The following is a 25243-nucleotide window of genomic DNA, read 5'->3' on the forward strand; positions in this document are numbered from 1 at the left end:
CGCCGTTCAGGCCAGGGGCGCGTCGGCGCCCAGGTAGGCGGCCTGGACGCGCGGGTCGGCCGCGATGCGGTCGGGCGGGCCTTCGGCCAGCAGGCTGCCGCGCACCAGCACGGCGATATGGTCGGCATGCTTGAAAACGACGTCCAGGCTGTGCTCGGTGAACAGCACGGCCATGCGCTGTGTATCGGCCAGTTCGCGTGTCAGGCGCATGAGGGCATGGCGTTCGTTGGTGGCCATGCCGGCGGTGGGTTCGTCCATCAGCAGCAGCCGCGGACGGTGCGCCAGCGCCATCGCCAGTTCCACCCGCTTGACCTCGCCATAGGCCAGGGCGCCGCAATGGGCGCGGGCCTGGCCGGCCATCTGCACCTGCTCCAGCAGCGCCAGCGCCTCGTTGACGCGGTGCGACTCGGCGCGGCGCCAGGGGCGGAACAGCAGGCGGTCGCGCGACAGCAGGGCGGTCTGCACATTTTCAAGCGCCGTCATCGAGCGGAAGGTGGCGGCGGTCTGGAAGGTGCGTCCCACGCCCAGGCGGCAGATCCTGCCGGCCGACAGGCCGACGAGTTCGCGGCCGTCCAGCCGCACCGAGCCGGCGTCCGGCCGCAACTGCCCGCCAAGCACGTTGAAGCAGGTGGACTTGCCGGCGCCGTTCGGGCCGATCAGCGCCAGCATGCGGCCCGCTTCCAGCTGGAACGAGACGTCCGCCAGGGCGTCGATGCCGCCGAAGGATTTGCGCAGTCCATCGACCCGCAGCAAGGGCAGGGCGGCTGTCATGATCGCCTCCGTTGCAGGCGGGCCGCCGCGCCCGCCAGGCCGGCGGGAAACAGCATGACCAGCGCCAGGATGGCCAGGCCCAGCACGGCGTGCCAGTATTCGGTGCTGCGTGCCGCCGCGTCCTGCAGCCAGGTGTAGGCCGCCGCGCCGACCAGGGGGCCGGCCAGCGTCTGCAGGCCGCCCAGCAGCACCATCACCAGGCCGTCGACCGAGCGGCTGACGGCGAGCACGTCGGGCGCGATGCTGCCCTTCGAAAACGCGTACAGCGATCCGGCCAGGCCGGCCGCCAGCGATGCCGCCACGAAACCGGCCCACTGGATGCGGCGCGTGTCCATGCCCAGCGCCTCGGCCCGCAGGACGGAATCGCGCGCGCCGCGCAGCGCGTAGCCCAGCGGCGAGAAAGCCAGGCGCCGCAGCCAGGCGATGCCGAGCGCGCACAGCGCCAGCGTCAGGTAGTAGAACCAGGGGCCGCGCGCCAGCCAGCTCGATGGCCATAGCCCGATCAGGCCATTGCTGCCGCCGGTCACGTCGTCCCATTGATAGGCCAGCGCCCACAAGATCTGCGCCACCGCCAGCGTCAGCATCGCCAGGTAGACGCCGGACAGGCGCACGCAGAACCAGCCGAACACCAGCGCGCCGAACGCCGCCGCGAATGGCCCCAGCAGCAGCGCCGCCTCCATCGGCAGCGCCGCCAGCTTCAGCAGCAACGCGGCGCCATAGGCGCCCAGGCCGAACCAGGCCGCATGGCCGAAGGTGGTCATGCCCGCCAGGCCGGTCAGGAAGTGCAGGCTGGCGGCGAACAGGGCGGCGATCAGGATCTCGGTCAGCAGGATGCCCAGGTAAGGCGCGTGCGCGGTTGCCAGGGGGGCCAGCGCCAGCAGGGCCAGCAGCACGCCGTAGGCCCGCCGCAGGCGCGGGCCTGCCGGGGCGATGGGCGGCTCGGCGGCGGGTGTCTGCGAGGACGGCGCCGGCGGTTGTCCCAGCAGGCCCCAGGGGCGCGCCACCAGCACCACCGCCATGACGGCGAATTCGGCCAGCAGGGTGAGTTTCGACAGGTTGAAGGTCCAGGGGCCGATATGCGCCTGGCCGATGAACACGAACAGCGCCTTGACGCAGCAGATCAGCAGCGCCGCCAGGAAGGCGCCGGGGATCGAGCCCAGGCCGCCGACCACCACCACCACGAAGGCGCTGGCGATGATCTCCAGGTCCAGCCCGAGGGTGGCGGGCACGCGCGGCGCGGCCAGCGCGCCGCCCAGTCCGGCCAGGAAGGCGCCCAGCGTGAAGGCCGAGGTGAACAGCCAGGCCTGGTTGACGCCAAGCGCGGCCAGCATGTCGCGGTTTTCGGCGGCGGCACGCAGCAGGCGGCCCCAGCGCGTGCGCTTGAGCAGCAGCCACAGCAAACCCAGCACCACGGGGCCGGCGCCGATCAGCAGCAGGTCGTATTGCGGAAAGCGCCGCCCCAGGATCTCGACCGCGCCGGCCAGGCCGGGCGCGCGGGGCGCGAACAGGTCTTCCGGGCCCCAGATGGCCAGCGCGGCGTCGCCGATGATCAGCACCAGCGCGAAGGTCGCCAGCAACTGGAATAGTTCAGGCGCGCGATACAGGCGCTTGAGCACCAGCAGCTCGGCGGCGGCGCCGATCAGCCCGGTGGCCACCGCAGCCAGTAGCAGGCCGGCCCAGTAGCCGGCGCCATTGCCGAAGTGGCGGGTGAAGGTCCAGGCCAGGTAGATGCCCAGCATGTAGAAGGAGCCGTGGGCGAAGTTCACCACCCGCGTGACGCCGAAGATCAGCGACAGGCCGGCCGCCACCAGGAATAGCGCGCTGGCGTCGGCCAGGCCATTGAGCAGCTGCGACAGCAGCCCGGACAGGCTCATCAGCGCGGGCGCATCTTGCGAACCTGCTCGTCGGGCGGCTGCAGGCGCGCGCCGTCGATGTAGGCGAAGTCCTTCATGATGCCCTTGCCGTCCTCGACCGCGGTGACGCCGATGTACACGCCCATGGTGGATTGATGGTCGATCTTGCGGTACTGGATCGGGCCGTAGGGCGTGTCCACCTTCAGCCCGGCGAAGGCGTCGACCAGTTTCTCGGTGTCGACCTCGCCGGCGGCCTTCAGGCCCTGTGCGATCGACATCAGCGAGGCGTAGCCCACCACCGAGCCGACCTTGGGCGTCTCGTTGTAGCGCTTGCGATAGGCCTCGACGAAGGTCTTGTTGGCCGGCGTGTCGATGGCATACCAGGGGTAGCCGGTGACGATCCAGCCCGAAGGCGTGTCGGCGCCCAGCGGCTCCAGGTATTCCGGTTCCCCGGATAGCACCGAGACCACGGCGCGGTTTTCGAACAGGCCGCGGGTGTTGCCTTCGCGCACGAAGCGGGTCAGGTCGGCGGCGAACAGCACGTTGAAGATGGCGTCGGGCTTGGCGTCCGCCAGGGCCTGCACCACCGCGCCGGCATCGACCTTGCCCAGCGGCACGGCCTGCTCGGCGACGAATTCCACGTCCGACTGGAACGACTTCATCATGGCCTTGAAGGTGGCCACGGCGGACTGCCCGTACTCGTAGTTGGGGTAGACGATGGCCCAGCGCTTCTTGCGCAGCGCCAGCGCCTTGGGCGCCAGCGCGGCCACGTGCATCCAGGTGGACGGCCGCAGGCGGTACGTGTAGCGGTTGCCTTCCTGCCAGGTGATCTTGTCGGTCAGTGGTTCGGCGGCCAGGAAGAAGACCTGCTGCTGCTTGGCGAAATCGGTCAGCGCCAGGCCGGTGTTGGAGAGGAAACCGCCGAACAGCAGATCCACTTTTTCGCGCGCCAGCAGTTCCTGCGCGGCGCGCACGGAGTCGCCGGGATTGCCGTTGTCGTCGCGCGAAAATACTTCGAGCTTGCGTCCCAGCACCCCGCCCGAGGCGTTGACCTCCTCCAGCGCCAGTTGCCAACCTTTCTTGTACGGGCCCAGGAAGGCCGGAATCGCCTTGTAGCTGTTGATTTCGCCGATGCGGATCGGCTCTTTGGTGTCTTTGGCGGACGCGACCGGGGTCAGCGCCAGGGCCAGGAGCGCGGGCGCGAGCGCGCGGCGCAGCAGGGTCAGGCAAGGACGGAGCATGGCGGGTATCGCTGGCAAGAGAGCCCGATCGAAGCCGGGCTCATGTAGGGCACGATTGCAGTTTCGGCCCAATTGAAGCATGCGCGGCGCCCTCGCGCCAGGGAAAACGGCGTGGCGACCTGATTCCCCCGTTGCGCTCGGCCAAAGAAAAAGGCCCTGCGATGCAGGGCCTTTTTCGGCTTTCCGGATACCGGCTGAATTACTTCAGCTTGGTTTCCTTGTAGTCAACGTGCTTGCGAGCGACCGGATCAAACTTCTTGATCAGCATCTTCTCGGGCATGTTGCGCTTGTTCTTGGTGGTCGTGTAGAAATGACCCGTGCCGGCAGTCGACTCGAGCTTGATCTTTTCGCGGATACCTTTGGCCATGTCGTGCTCCTAGTATGTCAGATTGGCGGGGGGCCGATTAGGCCAGTTCGCCGCGGGCACGCATTTCGGCCAGCACGGCGTCGATGCCGTTCTTGTCGATCGTGCGGATGGCCTTGGCCGAGACGCGCAGGCGCACCCAGCGGTTTTCGCTTTCGACCCAGAACCGGCGCGATTGCAGGTTGGGCAGGAAGCGACGCTTGGTCTTGTTGTTCGCGTGCGAAACGTTGTTGCCCACCATCGGGCCTTTGCCGGTCACTTGGCATACGCGTGCCATGGATGCACCTCATTTATTCTTGCGCATCACCGGGGGGGGTAGACAGGGTTTCAGCCGCCGGGCTGTGAGAGGCTTGCCGCCGGGACTTGCCCGAGGTTCTTGCCATCTTGCCGGCCACCCAGTCTTAGTGGATGAGGGGGGAACCTGCGTGTTGAAATGCCGCGTCGTCAAGACTACCGATTTCAACCCCTGGGATCCCGCCCAGTGCTTATACCCGCTGCCTGCCATCCGCAAAAATGCGCTTGGGGGTCAGAGTGTTGAACTACAAAGCATAGTAGTCCAGCACGGGAAACTTCATGTGAAGACGTAGATTCTAATACGAAAAATCGAGATAAATCAAGTATCAGGGCGCGGCGCGTGGAAAAGCGTGGCGTTCCTGCCGCGATAGGCGCGTCCGGACGGCGCGCGCCGGCGGGCTGGCTTGGACGGCGGACGTCCGGCGCTAGGCTGCCGCCTCGCCCGGCGCCTTGCGTCCCCGGCTTCAGGCCGGGTGCGATTGCGCCACGCGGCCCGACAGCCACGACAGGCAGGCGCAGGTCGCCAGCGTGGTCGTCAGGGGCAGGGCGCTGTCGGTCTGCCAGGCGCTGACGGCGAAGCCGGCCAGCGCGCCGCAGGACAACTGAAGCGTCCCCAACAGGGCCGAGGCCGCGCCCAGCCGCTTGCCCTGGTCGGACAGCGCCAGCGCCGCCGAGTTGGGATTCACGAATCCCTGGCTGCCCATGTAGCAGATCAGGCAGGCCATCAGCAGCGGCAGCGTCATCCAGCCTGCCAGCGTCAATGCCACCGCCGCCAGGCTGGCGCAGGCCAGCGAGGTCAGGGCGCGGCGCTGCAATTGGCGCGGCGTGTGATTGCGCAGCAGGCGGGCACTGATCTGCGAGCAGATGATGAGCGACAGCGCGTTGGTGCCGAACAGCAGGCCGTAGTACTTGGGGTCGACCCCGTACAGCTCGATGAACACCCGGGGCGAACCGATGATGTAGGCGAACATGCCGGCCTGGCCGAAACCGCCGGCCAGGCTGTGCGCCATGAACCCGCGATGCGCGAACAGGGCGCGGTAGTTCTGCACGATGGTGCGCAGGCGCAGCGGCACGCCGCGTTCGGGCGCCAGCGATTCCTTCATGATCAGAATGACCGCCGTCATCAGCATGGCGCCGCCGGCCAGCATCACCCAGAACAGGCTGCGCCAGCTGGCGAAGCCCAGCAGTTGCCCGCCCGCCAGCGGCGCGAGGATGGGAGCCAGCCCCATGATCAGCATCAGCAGCGACATGGCGCGCGCCGCTTCGTGGGTCTCGTAGTGGTCGCGGATGACGGCGCGCGGAATCACGATGCCGGCCGCGCCGCCCATGGCCTGCACCACGCGCCAGCCGGTCAGCGCCTCGACCGAGCCGGCCAGCGCGCATCCCAGCGATGCCACCATGAAGAGCGCCAGGCCGACCATCAGCGGCGGCTTGCGGCCGTAGCGGTCGGCCATCGGGCCGTAGAACACCTGCGCCAGGGCCAGGCCGATCAGATAGGCGGCCAGGGTGCGTTCGACGTCGCCGCGCGGCACGCCGAGGTTGGCGGCGATCGTCGGGAACGCCGGCAGGTACATGTCGATGGCAAAGGGGCCGATCGCCGTCAGGGCGCCCATGAGAATGAGCCAGCCCGGCAGGGCGCCGCGTGAGGAAAGGGTAGGGGGCATGTGGATCGCGAGAAGGCTCGCGCGAGGGACAGGGTGCGAAGCGCTTTATTGCGTGTTTTGCACCAAGCCGATGACTGTATCACGGAGCACCTTACACGCAAATTTCAACCGATTTCCGATACAGTCTGTCGTGTCCGTACGTATTTCAGAGGAGAGGTCGTGAATCCTTTGTTGTCTGTGGTGGAACGCAAGCTCCAGGCTTTGCCCGTGACCGTCCAGCTGGTGTTGCCTGACGGCACCGTGATGGGGCCGCCGGATCCCAAGGTGCGCTTCGTGACGCATGACAAGACCGCCCTGGCCCACCTGGCCGAAGGCGCGGTCGGCGTACTGGGCCAGGATTACGTCGAGGGCCGCATCGACATCGAAGGCTCGATGCGCGACGTGATGGCGGCGGCCTCGGCGCTGCTGCGGGGTTCGCCGGTGGACGCGGCGCGCGGCGGCTGGCTGACCGAGCTGGTGCGCAAAGTGATGTCCGTGTGGCGCCACTCGGTGGAGCGCGATGCCCGCCAGATCGAATTCCATTACGACCTGTCCGACGACTTCTACGCGTTGTGGCTGGATCCGCGCCGGGTCTATTCCTGCGCCTATTACCGTGAACTCGGCATGACTCTGGCGCAGGCGCAGGAGGCCAAACTCGACCATATATGCCGCAAGCTGCGGCTGCGGCCTGGCGAACGCTTTCTCGACGTGGGCGCGGGCTGGGGCGGCCTGCTGCTGTGGGCGGCCGAGCACTACGGCGTCGATGCCACCGGCATCACGCTGTCGCGCAACCAGCACGCGCATGTCACCAAGCTGATCCAGGAAAAGGGGCTGGGTGGCCGCGTGCGCATGGAGCTGCTGGATTACCGCAAGCTCGACGAGGCCACGCCGTTCGACAAGATTGCCTCGGTCGGCATGTTCGAGCACGTCGGCCGGGCCCAGCTGGAGGGCTATTTCGCCAAGCTGCGGCGGCTGCTCAAACCCGGCGGCCTGATCATGAACCATGGCATCACCGCGGCCGGCGTTTACAACGCCGAACTGGGCAGCGGCATGGGCGAATTCATCGAGAAATACATCTTCCCCGGCGGCGAACTGACCCACATCAGCGTGGTCATGGAGGCCATGACCAACGGCGGCCTGGAGGAAGTCGACGTCGAGAATCTGCGGCCGCACTACGCGCGCACGCTGTGGGCCTGGAGCGATGCGCTCGAGGCGCGCCTGCCGGAGGCCGCGCAGATACTCGGCGGCGAACAGGGCGCGCGGTCGCTGCGCGCCTACCGGCTGTACCTGGCCGGCTGCGCCATGGGGTTCGAGCATGGCTGGATTGCCTTGCACCAGGTGCTGGGCCAGCATCCGGCCACCGGGCGGGCAGACGAACTGGACAACCCCCCGGACCTGGCCTACCCCTGGCGACGCGATTACATGTACCGCGACGACGCGGGCGAAGCCCGCTAAAGCGGCGATTTCGGGGCGCCAGTTGTATTTATACGAACAAAATATTAACTGAATGTATCTGTGTTTTCGAGGGGGGATTCCCCTGGGAAAAACGGGAAATCGTCTCCTGGGAATCAGGGTTTGTCCGGACGTTTTACCGTCTGAATGTATCTGTTTTGTTCAGGCCAGGGCTTGGGTCATGCATCAATTTCGGTTAAGATGCCGCCTTCTTCTTTCAGTTTGTTCACTATCTGTGGGTTCTCGAAAACTCCGTTTTTGAGGCTCCTGTCTTGCAAGACCCCGCACCCCGCGGATTTTCTTGTTGCTAGTGTCGGTTTGTATTGGCGGTTCTGCCCGTCTTCCGCACAACCCCCTTAGCTCCATGGCACGGCCGGACCAGCGCCGTCGTGTCCCTGAACCTATGGAGGCAAAAGCCAATGCGTTTCACCCCCGTCAAGACCCTGGCCGCCGCGGCCGTCTTGTTCGCCTTCGCCGGTTCGGCCCAAGCCGCCGATGCGCCGCAATGCGAACTCAAGCGTCCGATCAACTTCGGCGCCATGAACTGGGAATCCAATCTGGTCCTGGTCGATGTCGAGCGTTTCATCATGGAAAAGGGCTACGGTTGCAAGACCGAAACCCTGCCCACCGAGACCCTGCCCGCCCTGGCCGCGCTCGAGCGCGGTGACCTGGACATCAACACCGAGATCTGGCTGAACAGCGTCGCCGACCCCTGGGAACGCGCCGAAAAGACCGGCCGCGTCAAACGGATCGGCGATCTCTACATGGGCGGCGAGGCCTGGTACATCCCGCGCTACACCGCCGAGCGCCTGCCCGAGCTGAAGTCCGCGGCCGACCTGCCGAAGTTCAAGGACAAGTTCAAGGACCCCGAGGAACCCGGCAAGGGCCGTTTCTACGGCTGCCCGGCCGGCTGGGGTTGCGAAGTCACCAGCACCAACCTGTTCCACGCCCTCAAGCTGGACGACACCTACACGCTGTACTCGCCGGGCACCGGCGCGGCGCAGAAGGCGGCCCTGATGTCGGCCTACAAGCGCAAGCAGAACGTGGTCTTCTACTACTGGTCGCCCACGCCGCTGGTCGGCGCCATGGACCTGGTCAAGCTGGAAATGCCGCCCTACGATGCCGACAAGCACAAGTGCCTGACGTCGCCCAAGTGCGCCAAGCCCGAGGCCAGCGCCTATCCCGACAATCCCGTCTTCACCGCGGTGAACACCAAGTTCTCGCAGGAAGCGCCGGTGCTGACCGAGTTCCTGTCGAAGGTCTCGGTGCCGCTGCCCGTGATGAACGAGACCCTGGCCCACATGGAGGAAACCGGCGACGAGTCCGGCGCCGTGGCCAAGTGGTTCCTGAAGAACAAGCCCGACGTCTGGACCAAGTGGGTCCCCGCCGACGTCGCCGGGCGCGTGCAAAGCGCGCTGTAACCCGCGCCGCCTTTCCGGCGGCGGGCCGCTCCGGCTTGCCGGGACGGCCCGCCGGGTTGGACTTTTTCCCCTTGGGATGACCCCAAGGGGAAAAAGCCCTCCGGCAGGCGGACTGCCCGCCAGGCGGGCATGCGCGGGAGGTATTGCTCCCGCGTCGGACTGTAAGCGTGTTTCGCCCTCGCCGATGACGGTTCCCCGCGAGGGGCGCCGCCCCGGCCAGCGTGCCGGATGCCGTGCTGGCGCACGGCGCGGCGCGTGGCGAACGCGCTGAAATGGAGTCAAAAACATGTTTCCTGAAATCATTCCCGCGCGTCAGGTGCGCGGGGCCATCGACGGGTTCGTCGATCATCTGGTCACCAATTACGCCGACACCCTGGAGACGCTGTCCCAGCCCGTGCTGCACGCCCTGGTGTGGCTGGAGCAGGTGCTGCGCAGCTCGCCCTGGTGGGCCGTGGTCGGCGTGACCATCGTCATCGCCTGGCTGGTCAGCCGCCGCATCGGCCTGAGCCTGGCCATGGGCGCGCTGCTGTGCGTGATCGGCGTGCTCGGCCTGTGGGACGCCGGCATGCAGACGCTGGCGCTGATGATCATGGCGGCGGGGCTGTCGGTGATCATCGGCATTCCGCTGGGCGTGCTGATGGCGCGCGTCAACTGGCTGCGCTCGATCATGCTGCCGGTGCTGGACGTGATGCAGACCATGCCCAGCTTCGTGTACCTGATTCCGGTCGTGATGCTGTTCGGCCTGGGCAAGATCCCGGCCATCATCGCCACCGTGATCTACGCCGTGCCGCCGCTGATCCGCCTGACCGACCTGGGCATCCGCCTGGTCGACCGCGAGGTGCTGGAAGCGTCGCGCGCCTTCGGCGCCAATCCGCGCCAGCAGTTGTTCGGCGTTCAGTTGCCGCTGGCCTTGCCCAACATCATGGCCGGCATCAACCAGACCACGATGATGGCGCTGTCGATGGTGGTGATCGCCTCCATGATCGGCGCGCGCGGCCTGGGCTATGAAGTGCTGCTCGGGATCAATCGCCTGGAAGTGGGCCGCGGCCTGCTGGCGGGCCTGGGCATCGTGGTGCTGGCCGTGCTGTTCGACCGGATCACGCAATCGTATGGACAGCGCATGCGCATGGGAGGCCAGCGATGAGCAAGATCGAAGTCAAGAACATCTACAAGATTTTCGGGCCGCATCCGAAGAAATGGCTGGAAGCCGCCCAGGGCGGCATGAGCAAGGAAGCGCTGCTGGCCGAAAGCGGCCACACGCTGGGCCTGCGCGACATCAGCCTGTCGATCGAAGAGGGCAGCATCTACGTCATCATGGGCCTGTCGGGTTCCGGCAAGTCGACGCTGATCCGCCACTTCAACCGCCTGATCGAGCCCAGCGCGGGCCACATCCTGGTCGACGGCGTCGACGTGGTCAGCCTGAACAAGCGCGACCTGGAGACCTTCCGCCAGAAGAAGATGAGCATGGTGTTCCAGCGCTTCGGCCTGTTCCCGCACCGCACCGTGCTGGATAACGCCGCCTACGGCCTGGCCGTGCAGGGCGTGGGCCGCGCCGAGCGCGAGCAGCGCGCCCGCGAATGGCTGGAGCAGGTCGGCCTGTCGGGCTTCGAGCAGCAGTATCCGCACCAGTTGTCGGGCGGCATGCAGCAGCGCGTCGGCCTGGCGCGCGCGCTGGCGACCGACGCCGAGATCCTGCTGATGGACGAGGCCTTCTCGGCGCTCGATCCGCTGATCCGCCGCGAGATGCAGGACCAGTTGCTGCAGCTGCAATCCAAGCTCAACAAGACCATCGTCTTCATCACCCATGACCTGGACGAGGCGCTGCGCCTGGGCAACCGCATCGCCATCCTGAAGGACGGCGAACTGGTGCAGGAAGGCACGCCGGAAGACATCCTGTTGAACCCGGCCAACGATTACGTGCAGTCGTTCCTGCAGGACGTGAACCGCACCAAGGTGCTGAACGCGACCCATGCCGTGAACCCGGCGCGCCTGACGCTGACCATGCGGTCGCGTCCGGCCCACGCGGTGGATCGCATGCGCGCGTTGAACTATGAGTACGCGCCGGTGCTGGACGGCAAGCGGCTGGCCGGCGTGCTGACGCTGGAAGCGGCCGAGCAGGCGGTTCGCGAGGGCGGACGCGACGTGTCGCGCTTCGTCGAGGACCTGGCCTCGGTGCCGGCCACGGCCGGCCTGGGCGAGGTGCTGGCGCAGCTGGTGCACAGCGACCAGCCGGTGGCGGTGACGGGTGAGAACGATGAGTTCATCGGCATGTTGTCGCGCAAGAAGGTGGTCGAGCTGGTGACGCCGGTGCTGGCCGAGACCGCGCCCGCAACGGAGGCTTCCGACTCCGCGCCGGCCACCGACGGCGGCGACCCGGCCGAGGCCGAGCTGCAAGGCCAGCCGCAGCCCGCGCAACGGGGCGAGGCAGCCTGACGGCGCAAGCCGCGCGGCGGCGGGGCGACCCGTCGCCGCGGCCCGGTTCCCGGGCGGCAGGCTTGCGCCCGGGGCCAGTCCGGATATGATGGCTGGCCGGCAATGATCGCCGGTTCGACACTATTCGGAATATCGGAACCCGTCATGCCCATCTTGAATGTCCAGATCATGCAGGGCCATTCGGCCGCCCAGAAGACCGCGCTGCTGAAGGCGGCATCGCAGGCGGTGGTCGAGAGCATCGCCGCACCGCTGTCCAGCGTGCGCATCGTGTTGCAGGAAATCCCCGCCGAACACGTGATCGTGGCCGGCCAGATCGGCAAGCCCATGGCGCGCGTCGACGCGGCCCTGATCGAGGGGCGTGACGAGGCCAAGAAATCGGCGCTGATCGCGGCGCTGAACCAGGCCGTGTGCGCCAGCATCGGCATTTCGGGTGAAGACGTCCGGGTGTTGATCCGCGACGTGCCCAAGACCGACATGGGCGTGGCCAACGGCCTGAGCGCCAAGGCCGCCGGCCGCTGAGACCGGAGCATGGCGACCGGCAAGGAAAAGGGTTCCGTCACCGTCGACGACGTGGCGGCCGAGGCGGGCGTGTCCATCAAGACCGTTTCGCGCGTGTTGAACAACGAGCCCAACACCAGCGAGAAGACCCGCGCCAAGGTGATGGCGGCGATCGCGCTGCTGAAATACCAGCCCAACCCTTCCGCCCGCCGCCTGGCCAGCAAGCGCTCGGACCTGATCATGCTGGTCTACGACAATCCCAGCGACAACTACCTGATCAACATCCAGCAAGGCGCGCTCGACGCCTGCAAGCGCTATTTCTACAGCCTGCTGCTGCACCCCTGCGACTACCGCGCGCCCGACCTGGCCGCGCAGATCGAACAGTCGGCGCGCCAGCACGCCTGTGCCGGCCTGGTGCTGACGCCGCCGTTGTCGGACGTGCGCGCCCTGATCGACGCGCTCGACCGGAGCGACGTGCCGTTCGTGCGGCTGGCGCCCAGTTCGCCCAGCGCCAGGGGGCTGGAAGTCAGCACCGATGACCGTTCGGCGGCGCGCGACATGACGCGCTACCTGCTGGACCTGGGTCACCGCCGCATCGGCTTCGTGGCCGGGCATCCCGACCATGGCGCCGTCGGCGGCCGCTTGCAGGGCTATCGCGACGCGCTGGCCGAGCGCAGCCTGGCGTATGACGCGGACCTGGTGGAGCAGGGACTGCACTCCTTCGATTCCGGCGTGCGTTGCGGCGAACGGTTGCTCGATCGCGCCGACCGCCCCAGCGCGATCTTCGCGGCCAACGACGACATGGCGGCCGGCGTGCTGTACGCGGCGCACGCGCGCGGCATCAAGGTGCCGCAGGAGCTGTCGGTGGCGGGCTACGACGACACGCCGCTGTCGCGCCAGACCTGGCCCAAGCTGACCACCCTGCGCCAGCCGATCCGCGACATGGCCTACGCGGCGGTCGAGCAGTTGGCTTCGCGCGAGCCGCAGGCGAGGGTCCGGACCCTGGGGTACGAGATCGTGCTGCGCGATTCGACCCGCGCGCCGGCCTGAACCTCCCCGGCCGCTATCCCAGATGGCGGCGCACGTCGTCGCGCGGGTCGTAGCCGAGACTGGCGCGCCCCTCCGTCACGTCCCAGGCGCTGCCCCGGTTGGCGGACACCCCGTTGACCGTCACGCTGGCGCCGGGCCAGCCGGCCGCGTCCGCCGTCAGCGAGGCGACCAGCAGGCGTTCGAAATCCCCGTTGGATAACCACATGTCGTGGAACCACGCCAGCGCGCGGCGCGCCGGTTCGTCGTGCGCATCCGGTTCGGGCGCCCGCCGGTGGGCCACGCCGGAGTAAGTCATGTCGCGCGGGTCGTTGTCGTCCGGCAGGATCCAGCCGATGCGCGCGATCACGGTGGATAGCCGGCCTTGCGTGACGGCGGCATAGGCGCGGCACAGGCGTTCGCCCATGACCTTCGAGGTGCCGTAGGCCAGCGAATGCACCTCGCGCTCGCCATCGAACCAGCGCGTGCCGGGGGCCGGTTCGGTGCTGGCGGTCAGCTTGCCCGGGCCCATGGCGGCGGCCAGTGGCGGGTCCTTGTAGCCGCCCATGGCGTGGTTGGAGGACGCGAACACCAATCGTCGCGCGCCATGCGTGGCGGCCGTGGTCAGGACGTTGAGTGTCATGTTGTACGAACCCAGCGCTTCTTCCCAGCTGGCGTCGGGGGTGGAGTGCCGGGCCGCCAGGTGCAGCACGGCATCGACGCCCTCGAAATGGCGGGTCCAGGCGGGGGCGGGGCGCTCCAGGTCGGCGGCGACCAGCGTCAGGCGTTCGCGCACTTCCGGACTGAAGACGGTATCGTCCGCCTGCAGGTCGATGCCGATCAGGTGCTCGCACCAGGGCTGGCGCGCCAGGATGGCGAGCGCCTTGCGGCCGAGCTGGCCGGTGGCGCCGGTGACGACAATGCGGGCGGGGGGCAGGGGAGAGGTCACGGTGAAAGCTTCCGGTTCAAGGCAAGGGGCAAAGGCAGGCGGGCGAGGCCAGGGGATAGGGCTCGCCCTGCGCGTGCGCCAGGCCCGTGGCCGGGTCGATGCGCCACGCGCGGATGAAGTGGTCGTCCTGGGACGCGGCCAGCAGGAACGCGCCGTCGGGAGTGAGCGCGATGTCGCGCGGGGCGCGGCCGCCGACCTCGATGAAACCGACGGGATCGAGCCAGGGAGCGGCGTGGCGCAGGCGGTAGACCGCGATGCTGTCGTGGCCACGATTGGCGGCATAGAGCAGTTCGCCATTGGGATGCAGGCGGATGGCGGAGGCGGTGTTGGCGCCGCGCCAGTCGCGCGGCAGGGTGCTGGCGCGGGCGCGTTCTCCCGCCGGCTCGTCAAGCGCATACACGGCCACGGTATTCGAGAGTTCCTCGGCCACCGCCGCCAGCGTGCCATCGGCCGTGAGGACCAGGTGGCGCGGCCCGGCGCCGGGCCGCGCGCGCAGTTCCCGCGCCGGCGCGGGGGCCAGGCCATCGGGCCGTACCTGGTGGCGGGCGATGGTGTCCGTGCCCAGGTCGCACAGGTAGACCCAGGCGCCGTCGCCGGTGGCGGCGGCATAGTGCACGTGCGGCCCTTCCTGGCGGTCCGCGCGCGGGCCGGCGCCGCGGCGCGCGATCACCTGCGGCGCGCCCAGCGGCAGGCCGTCGGCGTCCAGCGCGAAGCACAGCAGCTCGCCCGAGCCGTAGTTCGACACGTATAGCTGCCGCGCGGGCAGGTTGACGCTGACGTGGCAGGGCGCGGCGCCGGGCACCGCGACGCGGCCGACGGCGCGCAGCGCGGCGGCCCCGTCCTCGATGGCGAAGATTTCCAGGACCGCGTCCTGTTCCCGCTCGCTGACGCTGTAGAGCCGCCCCGCGGCCGCGCACAGGTATGACGGGTTGACCGGGCCGGTCAGCACCTGCCGTTCGTGGAACGAAGCGGTCGCGCCGTCGAACGCCAGCAGCTGGATGCCGCGGCCGCGTCCCTGCACGTGAGGCAGGATCTCGGTATAGGTGCCGACGGCGAGCACGCAGCTGCCGGGCGCGTCGAATAGGGGCGGGCTATGCACGTTCGGACCTCGTCGCCACGTCGATCCACACTGCCAGCACCAGCACGGCGCCCTTGACGATCATCTGCCAGGAGGTGTCGACATTCATCTGCTGCATGCCGTTGTCCAGGCTGGCCATGACCAATGCGCCGATCAGCGCGCCGTAGACGGTGCCGGAGCCGCCGCGCATGGAGGTGCCGCCGATGAAGCAGGCGGCGATGGCGTCGAGTTCGCCGCCCACGCCGGCCGACGGCGAACCGGCCGCCGAGCGCGCCGTGGTGACGATGCCGGCGAAGGCGCACATCAGCCCCATCAGCATGAACACCATCAGCTTGACGCGCTTGACGTTGACGCCGGACAGGCGGCTGGCTTCGACGTTGCCGCCGACCGCGTAGACGTGACGGCCGAACACGGTCTGGGTGGTGATCCACGAGAACACCCCCAGCAGCGCCAGCAGGATCAGCACCGGCAGCGGCACGCCATGGGCCTGGTTCAGCACCAGCACGAAGCCGGCGGCCGCGGCGGCGATGGCGCCGATCTTCAGGCCGTCGATCCAGCGCGGCGCCACCTCCAGCCCCAGCCGGCGATGGCGGCGGCGCCGCGCCAGCGTCAGGCCGCAGGCCAGCGCGATGATCAAGGTGGCGATGGCCCACGACAACGCGGGCGGCACGAAGGCCTGGGCGATGGCGCCCAGATCGTCGGGCACGGGGGCGATGGTGACGCTGTCGGTGCTCAATTGCAGCAGGCCGCGATAGGCCAGCATGCCGCCCAGGCCGACGATGAAGGACGGCACCCGCAGCCGCGTGGTCAGGCAGCCGTTGACCAGCCCTAGCCCCGCGCCGGCCGCCAGCACCACGGCCACCGACAGCCAGGTGTTCCAGCCGAGGTTGACGGTCAGGATGGCGACCAGGCCGCCCAGCAGGCCGAGCAGCGAGCCCACCGAGAGGTCGATCTCGCCGGCGATGATGACCAGCACCATGCCGCAGGCCAGCATGCCGGTGACCGACATCTGCAGCAGCAGGTTGGAAATGCTGTTGGGACGCAGGAAGCTGCCGTGGGTCTGGTGCCAGAAGAACAGCCAGATCAGGCCGAGCGCAAGCAGCATGGCCAGCAGCTTGTGGCGCGCGAACAGTTGCCGCAGCGGCGGATGGCCGCCGCGCGGCCGGGGTTCGGAGGATGAGGAAGCGAGCATCTGGGTCATGGCGTTCAGGCGGCGTGCCGCGACGGTTCGGATTGGAGGGCGGCGGCCAGCACGCGTTCCTGCGTCAGGCCCTGGATCGGGAAGTCGCCCGTGATGCGGCCGGCGTTCATGACCAGCACGCGATCGCTCATGCCGAGGATCTCGGGCAGTTCCGACGACACCATGATGATGGCCACGCCGCGATCGGCCAGGTCGAAGATCATCTTGTAGATGTCGTACTTGGCGCCGATGTCCACGCCGCGCGTCGGTTCGTCCAGGATCAGCACCTTGGGGTGCTTCAGCGCCATCTTGGCCAGCACGACTTTCTGCTGGTTGCCGCCGGACAGGCTGGCCACCGGCAGGCCCGGGCTGGCGGTCTTGATGCGCAGGCGGGCGATCTCGCGTTCGACGGTCGCCAGCTCGGAATCGCCGTCCACCCGCGCGGCGCGAGCGTGGTCGGCCAGGCTGGCCAGCGTGATGTTCTCGGCCACGCTCATCAGCGGCACGATGCCGTGGCGCTTGCGGTCCTCGGGCACGAGGCACAGGCCGAGCGCAATGGCGTCGGCGGGGGAGGCGATGCGGGCCGGCTGGCCCGCCACCCACACCTGGGCGGCGCCGCGGCCGGCGTAGGCGCCGTAGATCGCCGACACGAATTCGGTGCGGCCCGCGCCCACCAGTCCGGCGATGCCGAGGATCTCGCCGGCGCGCACCTGCAGGGAGGCGTCGTCGACGCGCTTGCGCCGCGGGTTGGTCACGTCCCAGCAGGTCACGCCGCGCGCTTCCAGCATGACCGCGCCGGGTTGGCGTTCGGTGCGCGGAAAGCGCGATTCGAGCGCGCGGCCGACCATCAGGCCGATGATGCCGTCTTCGTCCAGCGTGTCCGCCGCGCGGGTGGCGATGTGCTGGCCGTCGCGGATCACCGTGATGGTGTCGCAGACGCGCTTGACCTCGTCGAGCTTGTGCGAGATGTAGATGCAGGCCACGCCGGCGCGCTTGAGGTCGTCGATGATGGACAGCAGCACGTCGATCTCCTTGGCGCTGAGCGAGGAGGTCGGCTCGTCGAAAATCAGCAGCCGGGCCTCTTTGGCGAGCGCCTTGGCGATCTCGAACAGTTGCTGGTGGCCGTTGCCGTAGTTCATGACGGGCGCGGCGACGTTGACGTCGGTGAGCTTCAGGCGCGCCAGCAGCTCGGCGGCGCGCCGGTGCATGGCGGGGTAGTCCATGCGGCCGCCCGGCAGCCGCAGTTCGTTGCCCAGGAAGATGTTCTCGGTGACGCTGAGTTGCTGCACCAGCATCAGTTCCTGGTGCAGGATGACGATGCCGGCGCGTTCGCTGTCGCGGGTCGAGCGGGCGCGCAGTTCGCGGCCCTCCCAAAGTATCCGGCCGCCGTAGCTGCCATGGGGATAGACGCCGGACAACACTTTCATCAGGGTCGATTTGCCGGCGCCGTTCTCGCCGCACAGACCCAGGCATTCGCCGGGCCGCACGCCCAGGCTGATGCCCGAGAGCGCGCGCACGCCCGAGAATTCCTTGACGATGTCACGCATTTCAAACAGCGGCTGTCGCTGGTCCATGACGCGTCTCCCGGCTATTTGCCCGCGATCTGGTCAGCCGTATAGAAGCCGTCCTTGACCAGGATGTCCAGATTGTCGCGCGTCACCAGCGTGGGCTTGATCAGCAGGGAATTGACCTCGCCCTTGCCGTTGTCGAGCTTGGCGTTGAAGGCGGGCGTCTTGCCTTGCACCAGGTCGACCGCCATGTGCGCGGCCGCTTCGGCGATGGCCTTGATCGGCTTGTACACCGTCATGGTCTGCGTGCCGGCGGCGACGCGGCGCACACCCGCCAGGTCGGCGTCCTGGCCCGATACCGCCACCTTGCCCGCCAGCTTCTGGCTGGCCAGGGCCTGGATGGCGCCGCCGGCGGTGCCGTCGTTGGAGGCGACGATGGCCTGGATGTCGTTGTTGTTCGCGTTCAGCGCGTTCTCGATGATGCTCTGCGCCTTGGACGGGTCCCATTCGGGCGTCCACTGCTCGCCCACGATGGTGATATCGCCCTTGGCGACCAGCGGCTTGAGCACGTTCATCTGGCCTTCGCGGAACATGCGCGAGTTGTTGTCGGTGGCGGCGCCGCCCAGCAGGTAGTAGCGGCCCTTGGGCACGGCATCGACCATGCCCTGGGCCTGCATTTCACCGACCTTGACGTTGTCGAACGACACGTAGCCATCCAGCGGCGCGCCCAGGATGAGGCGGTCGTAGGCGATGACCTTGATGCCGTTGCGTTGGGCCTTGGCGATGGCGCTGCCCAGCACCTTGGAATTGAACGGCACGATCACCAGCGCGTCCACGCCCTCGGCGATCAGGTTTTCGACCTGGGCGATCTGGCGCGATTCGCTGGCGTTGGCCGATTGCACGTTGACCTTGGCGCCCAGCGCGGTGGCGGCCTCGACGAAATAATTGCGATCGCGGGTCCAGCGCTCGACCCGCAGGTCGTCGATGGAAAAGCCGATCACCGGAGCCTCCTTGCTGGCATGGGCGGCGTGGGCGGCGAACAGCGCGGCGGGCAACGCCAGCGCGCAGGCCAGCAGGCGGCGCAGGATTGGGGTCATGTCAGTCTCCTTGTGGCGCGATGCGCTCAGAATGTGATGCCGGTCTTCAGGCCTACGATGAAGGCGTCGTGGTTGGCGCTGGTGCCCCCAGGATGCCTGATGTACTGCAGATTGGGGCGCAGGTAAATGGAGGGGATCGGTGACCAGCTGTAATACGCCTCGGCCACGTATTCGTAGCCGTCTCCAACCTTGGTGCTGGTGCCCAGGCGCTGGTCCTGCTGGCGCACGTAGTCGGCGTAGCGGCCATTGTTGTGGGTGGCGCCGACGGCCACGCCGATGACGTCGCGGGCCTGGGCGAACGGTCCCTTGTATTGCAGCCCGAGCGCGATCTGGTGGTCCTGCGCCGCCGTGTCGCGATCGGCCTGCGAGACGTTCAGGAACACCGAAGCGCCGCGGCCGCCGGCGGTGCCGCTGACCTGTTGCTCGAAGTTGATGTAGATCCCGTACTGGCCGTTGCGCTCGCGCGGCGCCAGGCCGGTTTCGCCGCGCGGGGCGTGGTTGACGTCCTGGTACAGGTCCTTGCCGTTCGAGGTGTTGTACCAGGCGCCGAACTTGTACGAACCGGGCAGGCCGTTCCAGGCCGGCAGCCAGCCGACTTCGACCGGGATCAGGGCGCCGGTGGTGCCGTTGGGATTGTCCAGCGACAGGCCGTGGCGGCGCGCGTAGCCGTCGTCGACGTAGTTGGGGTTGACCTGGTAGACGCCGGCCTGCACGTAGGTCCGTTCGGACGTGCTGACCTTCAGGCGGGTGGCCCATTGGCTGGTGGGCCAGTTGACCCAGTAGCTGCCGACCAGGTTGCCGGGCTGCGCGCCGCAGAAGGTCAGGTTCTGGAAGTCGCACGAGAAGCTGGCGAAATCCTCGCCGACGGTGAGCCGGCCGATCTTCCATTGCACCCGGTCGTCCAGGAACGATTGATTGAGCCAGAACTGCGTCATGTGCCAGGTCTGGCCGCGGCCGTAGACCTCCTGGATCAGCATGTTGTTGCCGATGCCGGCGTCGGCGCCCAGGTTGCGGCCGTTGCGGTCGGTGATGGTCATCTGGAAGGTGCCGCCGTGCCAGCCGAGCAGCTTGTCCAGGTCCATGGTGGCGCCGAACACCCATTGGTCGGTGTAGCGGGTCAGCTTGTCCTGGCCGCCGCTGAAATTGTGCGCGGCTTCGCCGGTGTAGCCCAGGTTCAGGGTGACGCCACGTTCGGCCAGGCGGGTGCGCAGGCCGCCCCAGTCGCCGAAGAGGTAGGGGCTGGTCTGCAGGTCGTAGGCCTGGGCCGAGGCCGCGACCGACAGCAGGCTGGCTCCCAGCAGGCAGGACAGCAGGCGCGATGGCCGCGACGAGTGAAATGGGAAGCGCGGAGGCCGGAGGTGCACGCCGGTGCCTGCCGCTGCCGTGAAGCAGGGAGGTGTTGCCATGTCTTTGTCTCCTGACGCCGCCCGTGCCTGAGGCCGTTGCGGCTTGCTTTTTGTGGGCCGGCGGGTACCGGCGAAGCTAGTGTCTGCAAAAATGACAGCGCTGTCAATTGTGGCTGGGACTAGGGATTGCCCGGGGGCAATCCCATTTTTGCAAGCGCGTTTTTGCCGTCTGGAGAGGTCGATGCCGGACCGCCGCGCCAGGGCGGCGGCCGGGGAAAAGCGGGCGTTGGCGCGCGGCGGCGCGCCCTGCACGCCCGCGCCTAGTCGAGCTTGACGCCCGCTTCCTTGATCACCGCGCCCCAGCGCTGGATCTCGCTCTGGATGTAGGCGCCGTACGCCTGCGGGGTCGAGCCCAGGGCCTGGGCGCCCTGCGCCTTGAGCTGTTTCTGCATCTCGTCCGATTGCAGGGCGCGGCGGATCTCGGCATTGAGCTTCTGAATCACCGGTTGCGGCGTGCCGGCGGGGACCACCACGCCTTGCCAGGCGCCCATTTCGAAGCCCGGCGCCACGGTCTCCGCCACCGTGGGCACATCGGGCAATTGCGCGCTGCGTTCGCGGCTGGTGACCGCCAGGGCGCGCAGCTTGCCTTCGCGGATGAAACCCAGCGAGTCGTTCAGCGTGTTGGTCATGAGCTGCACCTGGCCGCCGACCAGATCGGTCATGGCCGGCGCGCTGCCGCGATAGGGCACGTGCACCGCGTCGATGTCCAACGAACGCAACAGCAACAGCGCGCCCAGGTGCGTGACATTGCCGGCGCCGGCCGAACCGTACGACAGCTTGCCCGGATGCTGACGCGCGTAGTCGACGAAGCCGCGCGCGTCCCGCGCCGGCACCGAGGGATGCACCAGCAGCACCAGCGGGATCACCGCCGTGGACGACACTGGCGCGAAGTCCCTGACCGGGTCGAACGCCAGTGCGCGGTACAGGTTGGGGCTGAGCGCGATCGACGAGGTGTTGTAGAGCACGGTGTAGCCATCGGGCTTGGCGGCGGCCGCATACTGCATGCCGATGTTGCCATTGGCGCCGCCCTTGTTTTCCACCACCACGGTCTGGCCCAACTGGTCGGTCAGTTGCTTGGCCAGTACCCGCGCCACCAGGTCGGTGGGGCCGCCCGGCGGGAAGGGCACCACCATCGTGATGGGGCGTTCGGGCCAGGCGGCCCGGGCGGTGGGGGCGCCGATGAATGTCAGCGCGGCCACGCCGGCCGCGAGCAATGCGCGTTTCATGGTTTGTCTCCTTGCTTTGGTGGGCGGGACCGAAGCCCCGTGGCGGCAGCGTCCTCTGGATGGGACGCTTGTCCGCCGCGCGCCGCGTCAGTCCGGCCGGCCGGCCAGCATGCGCGTCGCGGTGTAGGCCATCACGGGTTTGCCGTGCTGGTTGAAAACCTCGATGGCGGAGGTGACCACGGCGCGGTTGTGCGCCGAGGTCGGGCGCACGCCGGTGACTTCGATGTCGGCCCAGATGGTGTCGCCGGCCACCACTGGCGCCAGCATTTTCTTGTGCACTTCCAGCAGCGCCAGGCCGGTGCCCTGCACCATGCCCTGCATGATCAGGCCCTCGATCAGGCCGTACGTCAGCGCGCCCGGCGCGGGACGGCCCTGGATCGCGCCATGCGCATAGGCGGCATCGATGAAGATCGTCTCCAGCATGCCGGTGGCGCTGATGAAGTTGACGATGTCGGTTTCGGTGACCGTGCGGCGGAAGGTGCGAAAGCGCTGGCCGACGGCGAGGTCCTGCCAGTAATAGCCCTGGCCGAGCGGGGTGGGGGCGGAGCGGTCTTGGGTCATGCGGAGTCCTTGGTGGAAGCGGAAGGGGCGTCGGCTTGCCGGGCGGCGCCGGTTTGCAGCAACGCGTCGATGGCGGCGCCACCCAGGCCGGCTTGCGCCAGCACCTCGCGGGTGTGTTCCCCCAGGCGCGGCGGCATCGCGGGCGGCACCTGCGAACGCTGCAGCCGCACGGGGTTGCGCGGGAAGCGATACCGGCTGCCGGCGACGCTTTGCAGGGGCTGGAAGAAGTCCACGCTGCGCAGGTGCGGATCGGTCTCCAGGTCCTGCAGGCGGTTGACGCGGGCTGCCGGGATCTCCAGCCTTTCGCACAGCGCCAGCCAATAGGCGGTGTCATGCGCCGCGACGATGCCGGCCTGCAGCTCGTAGAGCGTTTCGATGTGGCGGGTGCGCGCGGCGATGTCGGCAAAGCGCGGGTCCGCGGCCAGGTCGGGGCGGTCGGCGGCCTCGAAAAAGCTGCGCCAGTGGGCATCGGTGTATGGCATCAGGCAGACGTGGCCGTCGGCGGTGCGGCAGGGCCGCCGCCACGGCGTCAGCACCCGGGGGTAGCCAGCCTCGCCGGGCGTGTCCGCCAGGTGCCGGCCGTAGTAGTGCTCGATCAGCACGTACGAGGCCATGCTTTCGAACATCGGCACTTCGAGTTGCTGGCCCTGGCCGGTGCGTTCGCGCTGGAACAGCGCGGCCAGGATGGCGTGCGCGGCGATCAGTCCGCAGGTCTTGTCGGCCGCGACCGTCGGCAGGTAGCGCGGCGTCCCGGTCTGGCGGTCGGCCAGGTCGGCAAAGCCCGACAGGCCCTGGATGATGTCGTCGTAGGCCGGCCTGCCGTCGTAGGCGCCGCCGGCGCCGAAGCCATACAGGCCGGCATACACCAGGCGCGGGTTACGGGTGCAGAGCGTTGCGGGATCCAGGCCCAGCGCGGCCATCTTGGCCGGCCGCATGCTGTGCATCAGTACGTCGGCGCCGTCCACCAGCGTCAGCAGCGCCTGGCGCGCGGCGGCCTGTTTCAGGTCCAGCACCACGCTGCGCTTGTTGCGGTTCAGGCCCAGGAAGATGGCGGCCAGGCCGGGTTCCTGGGCCGGGCCGGTGTTGCGGGTGGAGTCGCCGGCGGGCGCCTCGATCTTGACGACGTCGGCGCCGTAGTCGGCCAGGATCTGCGAGGCGTAGGGACCGAACACCACGGACGTCAGGTCCAGCACGCGCAGGCCGCCCAGGGCGGCGGCTTGGGGGAGGGTAGCGGAGCTCATGGCGGGAATCCTATCGGCGCGGTTGATACCCGTCTAATATGGCTTCGGTATTGCTTGATATGGAATCCGTTATGGCTATCGATCTACGGCAACTGCGCCAGTTCGTCACCATCGCCGAACTGGGCAGCTATCGCCGCGCCGCCGACGCGCTGCATATCGCGCAGCCCGCGCTGTCGGTGTCGATCCAGAAACTGGAGCACGCGGTCGGCGTGCCGCTGCTGGCGCGCGGCGCCAAGGGCGTGACGCTGACGCCGGCCGGCGAGGCGCTGATGGCCGACGCCCGCCGCGCGCTGTTCCATACCGAGCAGGCGCGCCAGGCCGCGCGCCGCGTGGCGCTGGGCGAGTGGGGCACGCTGCGGCTGGGTTTCGTCGGCTCGGCCACCTACACGCTGCTGCCGCGCTGCCTGCCGGCCTTCCGCGCGCAGTATCCGGACGTGCAATTGGAGCTGCGCGAGGACAGCACCGTGGGCCTGGCGGCGATGCTGCGCGCCAACGATATCGATGCCGGCCTGGTGCGCGGTCCGCTGGCGGAGGATCCGGCGCTGGATTCCTGGGTGGTCGAGCACGACGACCTGATCCTGGCGGTGCCCGCGGGGCATCCGCTGGCCGGCGCCGCGCCGGTCGAACTGTCCCGCGCCCGCGGCGAGCGTTTCGTGATGTATTCGCCGGCCAAGGTGCCGGGCCTGCACGGCGTGGCGCAGGCGCTGTGCCGCAAGGCCGGCTTTTCGCCGCGCATCAGCCAGGAAGCGATCCAGGTGCAGACGCTGGTCAGCCTGGTGGCCAGCGGCATGGGGCTGGCGCTGGTGCCGGGCGTGACGCGCGCCTACAGCACGCCGCTGGTGGCATTCGTGCCGCTGGCCGATGCCGAGGCGCGCGCCGCGTTGTCGCTGTCGCTGGTGACGCACCGCGATACGTCCTGTGCCTCGGTGCTGCGCCTGCGCGACAGCATGCTGGCGCAAATGGACTGAGCGGCGCCGCCTCAGGCGGTCTCGCGATCGAACAGCGCGGTGCGCAGGTAGGACACCGCGTCGCCGCCGTCGGCCAGCGCATGCGCGCCGATGCGCGCGTGCCAGTGCGATTCCGAGCCGGCCGCCAGCCGCCATTCGCGCAGCCGGCGCGTGTACAGCTGCAGGTCGTATTCCTCGGTGATGCCGATGGCGCCGTGCACCGCATGGGCGATGTCGGCCACGCGCGCCACCGCCAGGCTGGCGCGGGCCTTGCCGAGCGCGGCGAGCAAGGGCCGTGGCAGGCCGTCGCGGCCCTGGAAGGCCAGTTGCGCCGCCATGCGCGCGGCCCAGACCTGTTCGGCCATGACGCTGATCTGTTGCTGCACGGCCTGGAAACGGCCAATCGGCTTGCCGAATTGCTGGCGCTGGTTGGCATGGTCCAGTGTCATGGCCAGCACCCGGTCCATGGCGCCGGCGATCAGGCCGGCGCAGGCGGTGGCCGCCAGTTCGTCCAGGGCCGGCAGGCCGGCGCCGGCGTCGATGCGCTCGCCGTCCTCCAGCGACCAGCGCGCCGGCGCGTCCAGGCTGCCGTGCACGCCGCTGGATTCAATGGTTGCGGCGCGGACCGGAAGCAGCCAGGTCTGTTCGCCGATGCGCGCCAGCACCGCGTCGGCGCCGCGGATCCAGGGCACGTTGGCGCCCGCTGCCTGGCGCCCGGATGCCTGCCAACCATGCGGCGCCAGCGCGATCGCGCCGGGGGCGGGCGCATGACCGGCGTGTGCCAGCCAGGCGCGCGCCAGCAGCGTATCGACGATGGGGTAGGGGCACAGGTGGCGGCCGGCGGCGGTGGCCAGCGGCAGCGCGTCGGCCAGCGCCAGCCCGGCGCCGCCTCGGGATTCCGGCACCAGCGCGTCGGCGAATCCGGCGTCTTCGCAGGCCTGCCAGGCTTGCGCCGGCGGCTGGCTCTGTTCGGCCTGGCGGATCACGTCGGGGGTGCAGGTCTGCGCGAACAGGCGGTTGGCGGCATCGCCAAGCATCGATTCCATGATGGGTT

General features: G+C 68.6%; 23 protein-coding genes. 7 read left to right on the forward strand and 16 right to left on the reverse strand.

The features are described from left to right. Positions 1 to 6: 6 nt before the first annotated feature. The 6 genes from AruCF_RS06755 to AruCF_RS06780 all read right to left on the reverse strand — a co-directional run bounded on the left by AruCF_RS06755 (position 7) and on the right by AruCF_RS06780 (position 6136). Positions 7 to 771 carry an ABC transporter ATP-binding protein gene (locus tag AruCF_RS06755; protein ID WP_049072693.1) on the reverse strand — a complete coding sequence of 255 codons (765 nt, stop codon included), beginning with the start codon at positions 769 to 771 and terminating at the stop codon, positions 7 to 9. Further along, positions 768 to 2645: an ABC transporter permease gene (locus AruCF_RS06760; RefSeq protein ID WP_049072694.1), complete on the reverse strand. Its 1878-nt coding sequence runs from the start codon at positions 2643 to 2645 to the stop codon at positions 768 to 770. Before AruCF_RS06760 ends, AruCF_RS06755 begins: the two co-directional genes overlap by 4 nt. Continuing rightward, entirely contained in the window at positions 2645 to 3865 is a 1221-nt protein-coding gene (locus AruCF_RS06765; protein WP_080977360.1) for an ABC transporter substrate-binding protein, read from the reverse strand. Before AruCF_RS06765 ends, AruCF_RS06760 begins: the two co-directional genes overlap by 1 nt. A 199-nt stretch (positions 3866 to 4064) precedes the next feature. Next, positions 4065 to 4232 (reverse strand): 50S ribosomal protein L33, encoded by a 168-nt coding sequence (gene rpmG, locus AruCF_RS06770; protein ID WP_003810296.1) that lies wholly within the window; start codon positions 4230 to 4232, stop codon positions 4065 to 4067. 37 nt (positions 4233 to 4269) lie between these two features. After that, positions 4270 to 4506 (reverse strand): 50S ribosomal protein L28, encoded by a 237-nt coding sequence (gene rpmB, locus AruCF_RS06775; protein ID WP_006385639.1) that lies wholly within the window; start codon positions 4504 to 4506, stop codon positions 4270 to 4272. A 481-nt stretch (positions 4507 to 4987) separates the two neighbouring features. Continuing rightward, entirely contained in the window at positions 4988 to 6136 is a 1149-nt protein-coding gene (locus AruCF_RS06780) for a Bcr/CflA family multidrug efflux MFS transporter (RefSeq protein ID WP_049072696.1), read from the reverse strand. 210 nt (positions 6137 to 6346) lie between these two features. Between AruCF_RS06780 and AruCF_RS06785 the strand changes: the two genes are divergently transcribed. The 6 genes from AruCF_RS06785 (at position 6347) to AruCF_RS06810 (ending at position 13020) form a co-directional block, all read left to right on the forward strand. Next, positions 6347 to 7621 carry a class I SAM-dependent methyltransferase gene (locus AruCF_RS06785; RefSeq protein ID WP_144419103.1) on the forward strand — a complete coding sequence of 425 codons (1275 nt, stop codon included), beginning with the start codon at positions 6347 to 6349 and terminating at the stop codon, positions 7619 to 7621. A 416-nt stretch (positions 7622 to 8037) separates the two neighbouring features. Continuing rightward, positions 8038 to 9039, forward strand: a complete 1002-nt coding sequence (locus tag AruCF_RS06790) for an ABC transporter substrate-binding protein (RefSeq protein ID WP_049072697.1) — start codon at positions 8038 to 8040, stop codon at positions 9037 to 9039. A 286-nt stretch (positions 9040 to 9325) separates the two neighbouring features. Continuing rightward, positions 9326 to 10183, forward strand: a complete 858-nt coding sequence (locus tag AruCF_RS06795) for an ABC transporter permease (RefSeq protein ID WP_049072699.1) — start codon at positions 9326 to 9328, stop codon at positions 10181 to 10183. Next, the gene (locus AruCF_RS06800; protein ID WP_049072701.1) at positions 10180 to 11472 is read left to right on the forward strand and encodes a quaternary amine ABC transporter ATP-binding protein; all 1293 of its coding nucleotides are present in this window, start codon (positions 10180 to 10182) and stop codon (positions 11470 to 11472) included. The genes AruCF_RS06795 and AruCF_RS06800 overlap by 4 nt, the downstream gene beginning before the upstream one ends. 144 nt (positions 11473 to 11616) lie before the next feature. Beyond that, positions 11617 to 11991: a tautomerase family protein gene (locus AruCF_RS06805; protein ID WP_049072702.1), complete on the forward strand. Its 375-nt coding sequence runs from the start codon at positions 11617 to 11619 to the stop codon at positions 11989 to 11991. 9 nt (positions 11992 to 12000) lie between these two features. Further along, entirely contained in the window at positions 12001 to 13020 is a 1020-nt protein-coding gene (locus AruCF_RS06810) for a LacI family DNA-binding transcriptional regulator (RefSeq protein WP_049072703.1), read from the forward strand. A 13-nt stretch (positions 13021 to 13033) separates the two neighbouring features. Here AruCF_RS06810 and AruCF_RS06815 read toward each other — a convergent pair whose 3' ends face one another. From AruCF_RS06815 to AruCF_RS06855, 9 genes are all read right to left on the reverse strand, one after another. Continuing rightward, the gene (locus AruCF_RS06815; RefSeq protein WP_049072704.1) at positions 13034 to 13945 is read right to left on the reverse strand and encodes an NAD-dependent epimerase/dehydratase family protein; all 912 of its coding nucleotides are present in this window, start codon (positions 13943 to 13945) and stop codon (positions 13034 to 13036) included. Between the two features lie 16 nt (positions 13946 to 13961). Further along, on the reverse strand, positions 13962 to 15044 hold the full coding sequence (locus AruCF_RS06820) for a lactonase family protein (RefSeq protein ID WP_049072705.1): 1083 nt from the start codon (positions 15042 to 15044) through the stop codon (positions 13962 to 13964). After that, positions 15037 to 16224 carry a sugar ABC transporter permease gene (locus AruCF_RS06825; RefSeq protein WP_049072706.1) on the reverse strand — a complete coding sequence of 396 codons (1188 nt, stop codon included), beginning with the start codon at positions 16222 to 16224 and terminating at the stop codon, positions 15037 to 15039. Before AruCF_RS06825 ends, AruCF_RS06820 begins: the two co-directional genes overlap by 8 nt. 5 nt (positions 16225 to 16229) lie before the next feature. After that, positions 16230 to 17777, reverse strand: a complete 1548-nt coding sequence (locus tag AruCF_RS06830; RefSeq protein ID WP_049072707.1) for a xylose ABC transporter ATP-binding protein — start codon at positions 17775 to 17777, stop codon at positions 16230 to 16232. A gap of 14 nt (positions 17778 to 17791) precedes the next feature. After that, positions 17792 to 18808 carry a D-xylose ABC transporter substrate-binding protein gene (xylF, locus tag AruCF_RS06835; RefSeq protein ID WP_049072708.1) on the reverse strand — a complete coding sequence of 339 codons (1017 nt, stop codon included), beginning with the start codon at positions 18806 to 18808 and terminating at the stop codon, positions 17792 to 17794. 26 nt (positions 18809 to 18834) lie between these two features. Further along, positions 18835 to 20214 (reverse strand): carbohydrate porin, encoded by a 1380-nt coding sequence (locus AruCF_RS06840; RefSeq protein WP_100504572.1) that lies wholly within the window; start codon positions 20212 to 20214, stop codon positions 18835 to 18837. A gap of 260 nt (positions 20215 to 20474) precedes the next feature. Further along, on the reverse strand, positions 20475 to 21440 hold the full coding sequence (locus AruCF_RS06845; RefSeq protein ID WP_049072711.1) for a Bug family tripartite tricarboxylate transporter substrate binding protein: 966 nt from the start codon (positions 21438 to 21440) through the stop codon (positions 20475 to 20477). Between the two features lie 87 nt (positions 21441 to 21527). Beyond that, positions 21528 to 22001 carry a MaoC family dehydratase gene (locus AruCF_RS06850; RefSeq protein ID WP_049072712.1) on the reverse strand — a complete coding sequence of 158 codons (474 nt, stop codon included), beginning with the start codon at positions 21999 to 22001 and terminating at the stop codon, positions 21528 to 21530. Continuing rightward, on the reverse strand, positions 21998 to 23242 hold the full coding sequence (locus AruCF_RS06855) for a CaiB/BaiF CoA transferase family protein (protein WP_049072713.1): 1245 nt from the start codon (positions 23240 to 23242) through the stop codon (positions 21998 to 22000). The genes AruCF_RS06850 and AruCF_RS06855 overlap by 4 nt, the downstream gene beginning before the upstream one ends. Positions 23243 to 23313: 71 nt before the next feature. Between AruCF_RS06855 and AruCF_RS06860 the strand changes: the two genes are divergently transcribed. Continuing rightward, complete coding sequence (locus tag AruCF_RS06860) at positions 23314 to 24210, forward strand: LysR family transcriptional regulator (RefSeq protein WP_235432755.1); 897 nt, start codon at positions 23314 to 23316, stop codon at positions 24208 to 24210. A gap of 11 nt (positions 24211 to 24221) precedes the next feature. Here the strand turns inward: AruCF_RS06860 and AruCF_RS06865 are convergent, their stop codons facing one another. Next, on the reverse strand, positions 24222 to 25235 hold the full coding sequence (locus tag AruCF_RS06865; protein WP_049072715.1) for an acyl-CoA dehydrogenase family protein: 1014 nt from the start codon (positions 25233 to 25235) through the stop codon (positions 24222 to 24224). Positions 25236 to 25243: the final 8 nt, after the last annotated feature.

Source organism: Achromobacter ruhlandii (assembly GCF_002082135.1).
GTDB classification, from domain to species: domain Bacteria; phylum Pseudomonadota; class Gammaproteobacteria; order Burkholderiales; family Burkholderiaceae_B; genus Achromobacter; species Achromobacter ruhlandii.

Excerpts from the sequence above, each read along its gene's own strand:
- AruCF_RS06755 (WP_049072693.1), bottom strand. The coding sequence starts at position 771 with ATGACAGCCGCCCTGCCCTTGCTGCGGGTCGATGGACTGCGCAAATCC.
- AruCF_RS06760 (WP_049072694.1), bottom strand. The coding sequence starts at position 2,645 with ATGAGCCTGTCCGGGCTGCTGTCGCAGCTGCTCAATGGCCTGGCCGAC.
- AruCF_RS06765 (WP_080977360.1), bottom strand. The coding sequence starts at position 3,865 with ATGCTCCGTCCTTGCCTGACCCTGCTGCGCCGCGCGCTCGCGCCCGCG.
- rpmG (WP_003810296.1), bottom strand. The coding sequence starts at position 4,232 with ATGGCCAAAGGTATCCGCGAAAAGATCAAGCTCGAGTCGACTGCCGGC.
- rpmB (WP_006385639.1), bottom strand. The coding sequence starts at position 4,506 with ATGGCACGCGTATGCCAAGTGACCGGCAAAGGCCCGATGGTGGGCAAC.
- AruCF_RS06780 (WP_049072696.1), bottom strand. The coding sequence starts at position 6,136 with ATGGGCGCCCTGACGGCGATCGGCCCCTTTGCCATCGACATGTACCTG.
- AruCF_RS06790 (WP_049072697.1), top strand. The coding sequence starts at position 8,038 with ATGCGTTTCACCCCCGTCAAGACCCTGGCCGCCGCGGCCGTCTTGTTC.
- AruCF_RS06795 (WP_049072699.1), top strand. The coding sequence starts at position 9,326 with ATGTTTCCTGAAATCATTCCCGCGCGTCAGGTGCGCGGGGCCATCGAC.
- AruCF_RS06800 (WP_049072701.1), top strand. The coding sequence starts at position 10,180 with ATGAGCAAGATCGAAGTCAAGAACATCTACAAGATTTTCGGGCCGCAT.
- AruCF_RS06805 (WP_049072702.1), top strand. The coding sequence starts at position 11,617 with ATGCCCATCTTGAATGTCCAGATCATGCAGGGCCATTCGGCCGCCCAG.
- AruCF_RS06810 (WP_049072703.1), top strand. The coding sequence starts at position 12,001 with ATGGCGACCGGCAAGGAAAAGGGTTCCGTCACCGTCGACGACGTGGCG.
- AruCF_RS06825 (WP_049072706.1), bottom strand. The coding sequence starts at position 16,224 with ATGACCCAGATGCTCGCTTCCTCATCCTCCGAACCCCGGCCGCGCGGC.
- AruCF_RS06830 (WP_049072707.1), bottom strand. The coding sequence starts at position 17,777 with ATGGACCAGCGACAGCCGCTGTTTGAAATGCGTGACATCGTCAAGGAA.
- xylF (WP_049072708.1), bottom strand. The coding sequence starts at position 18,808 with ATGACCCCAATCCTGCGCCGCCTGCTGGCCTGCGCGCTGGCGTTGCCC.
- AruCF_RS06840 (WP_100504572.1), bottom strand. The coding sequence starts at position 20,214 with ATGGCAACACCTCCCTGCTTCACGGCAGCGGCAGGCACCGGCGTGCAC.
- AruCF_RS06845 (WP_049072711.1), bottom strand. The coding sequence starts at position 21,440 with ATGAAACGCGCATTGCTCGCGGCCGGCGTGGCCGCGCTGACATTCATC.
- AruCF_RS06850 (WP_049072712.1), bottom strand. The coding sequence starts at position 22,001 with ATGACCCAAGACCGCTCCGCCCCCACCCCGCTCGGCCAGGGCTATTAC.
- AruCF_RS06855 (WP_049072713.1), bottom strand. The coding sequence starts at position 23,242 with ATGAGCTCCGCTACCCTCCCCCAAGCCGCCGCCCTGGGCGGCCTGCGC.
- AruCF_RS06860 (WP_235432755.1), top strand. The coding sequence starts at position 23,314 with ATGGCTATCGATCTACGGCAACTGCGCCAGTTCGTCACCATCGCCGAA.
- AruCF_RS06865 (WP_049072715.1), bottom strand. The coding sequence starts at position 25,235 with ATGGAATCGATGCTTGGCGATGCCGCCAACCGCCTGTTCGCGCAGACC.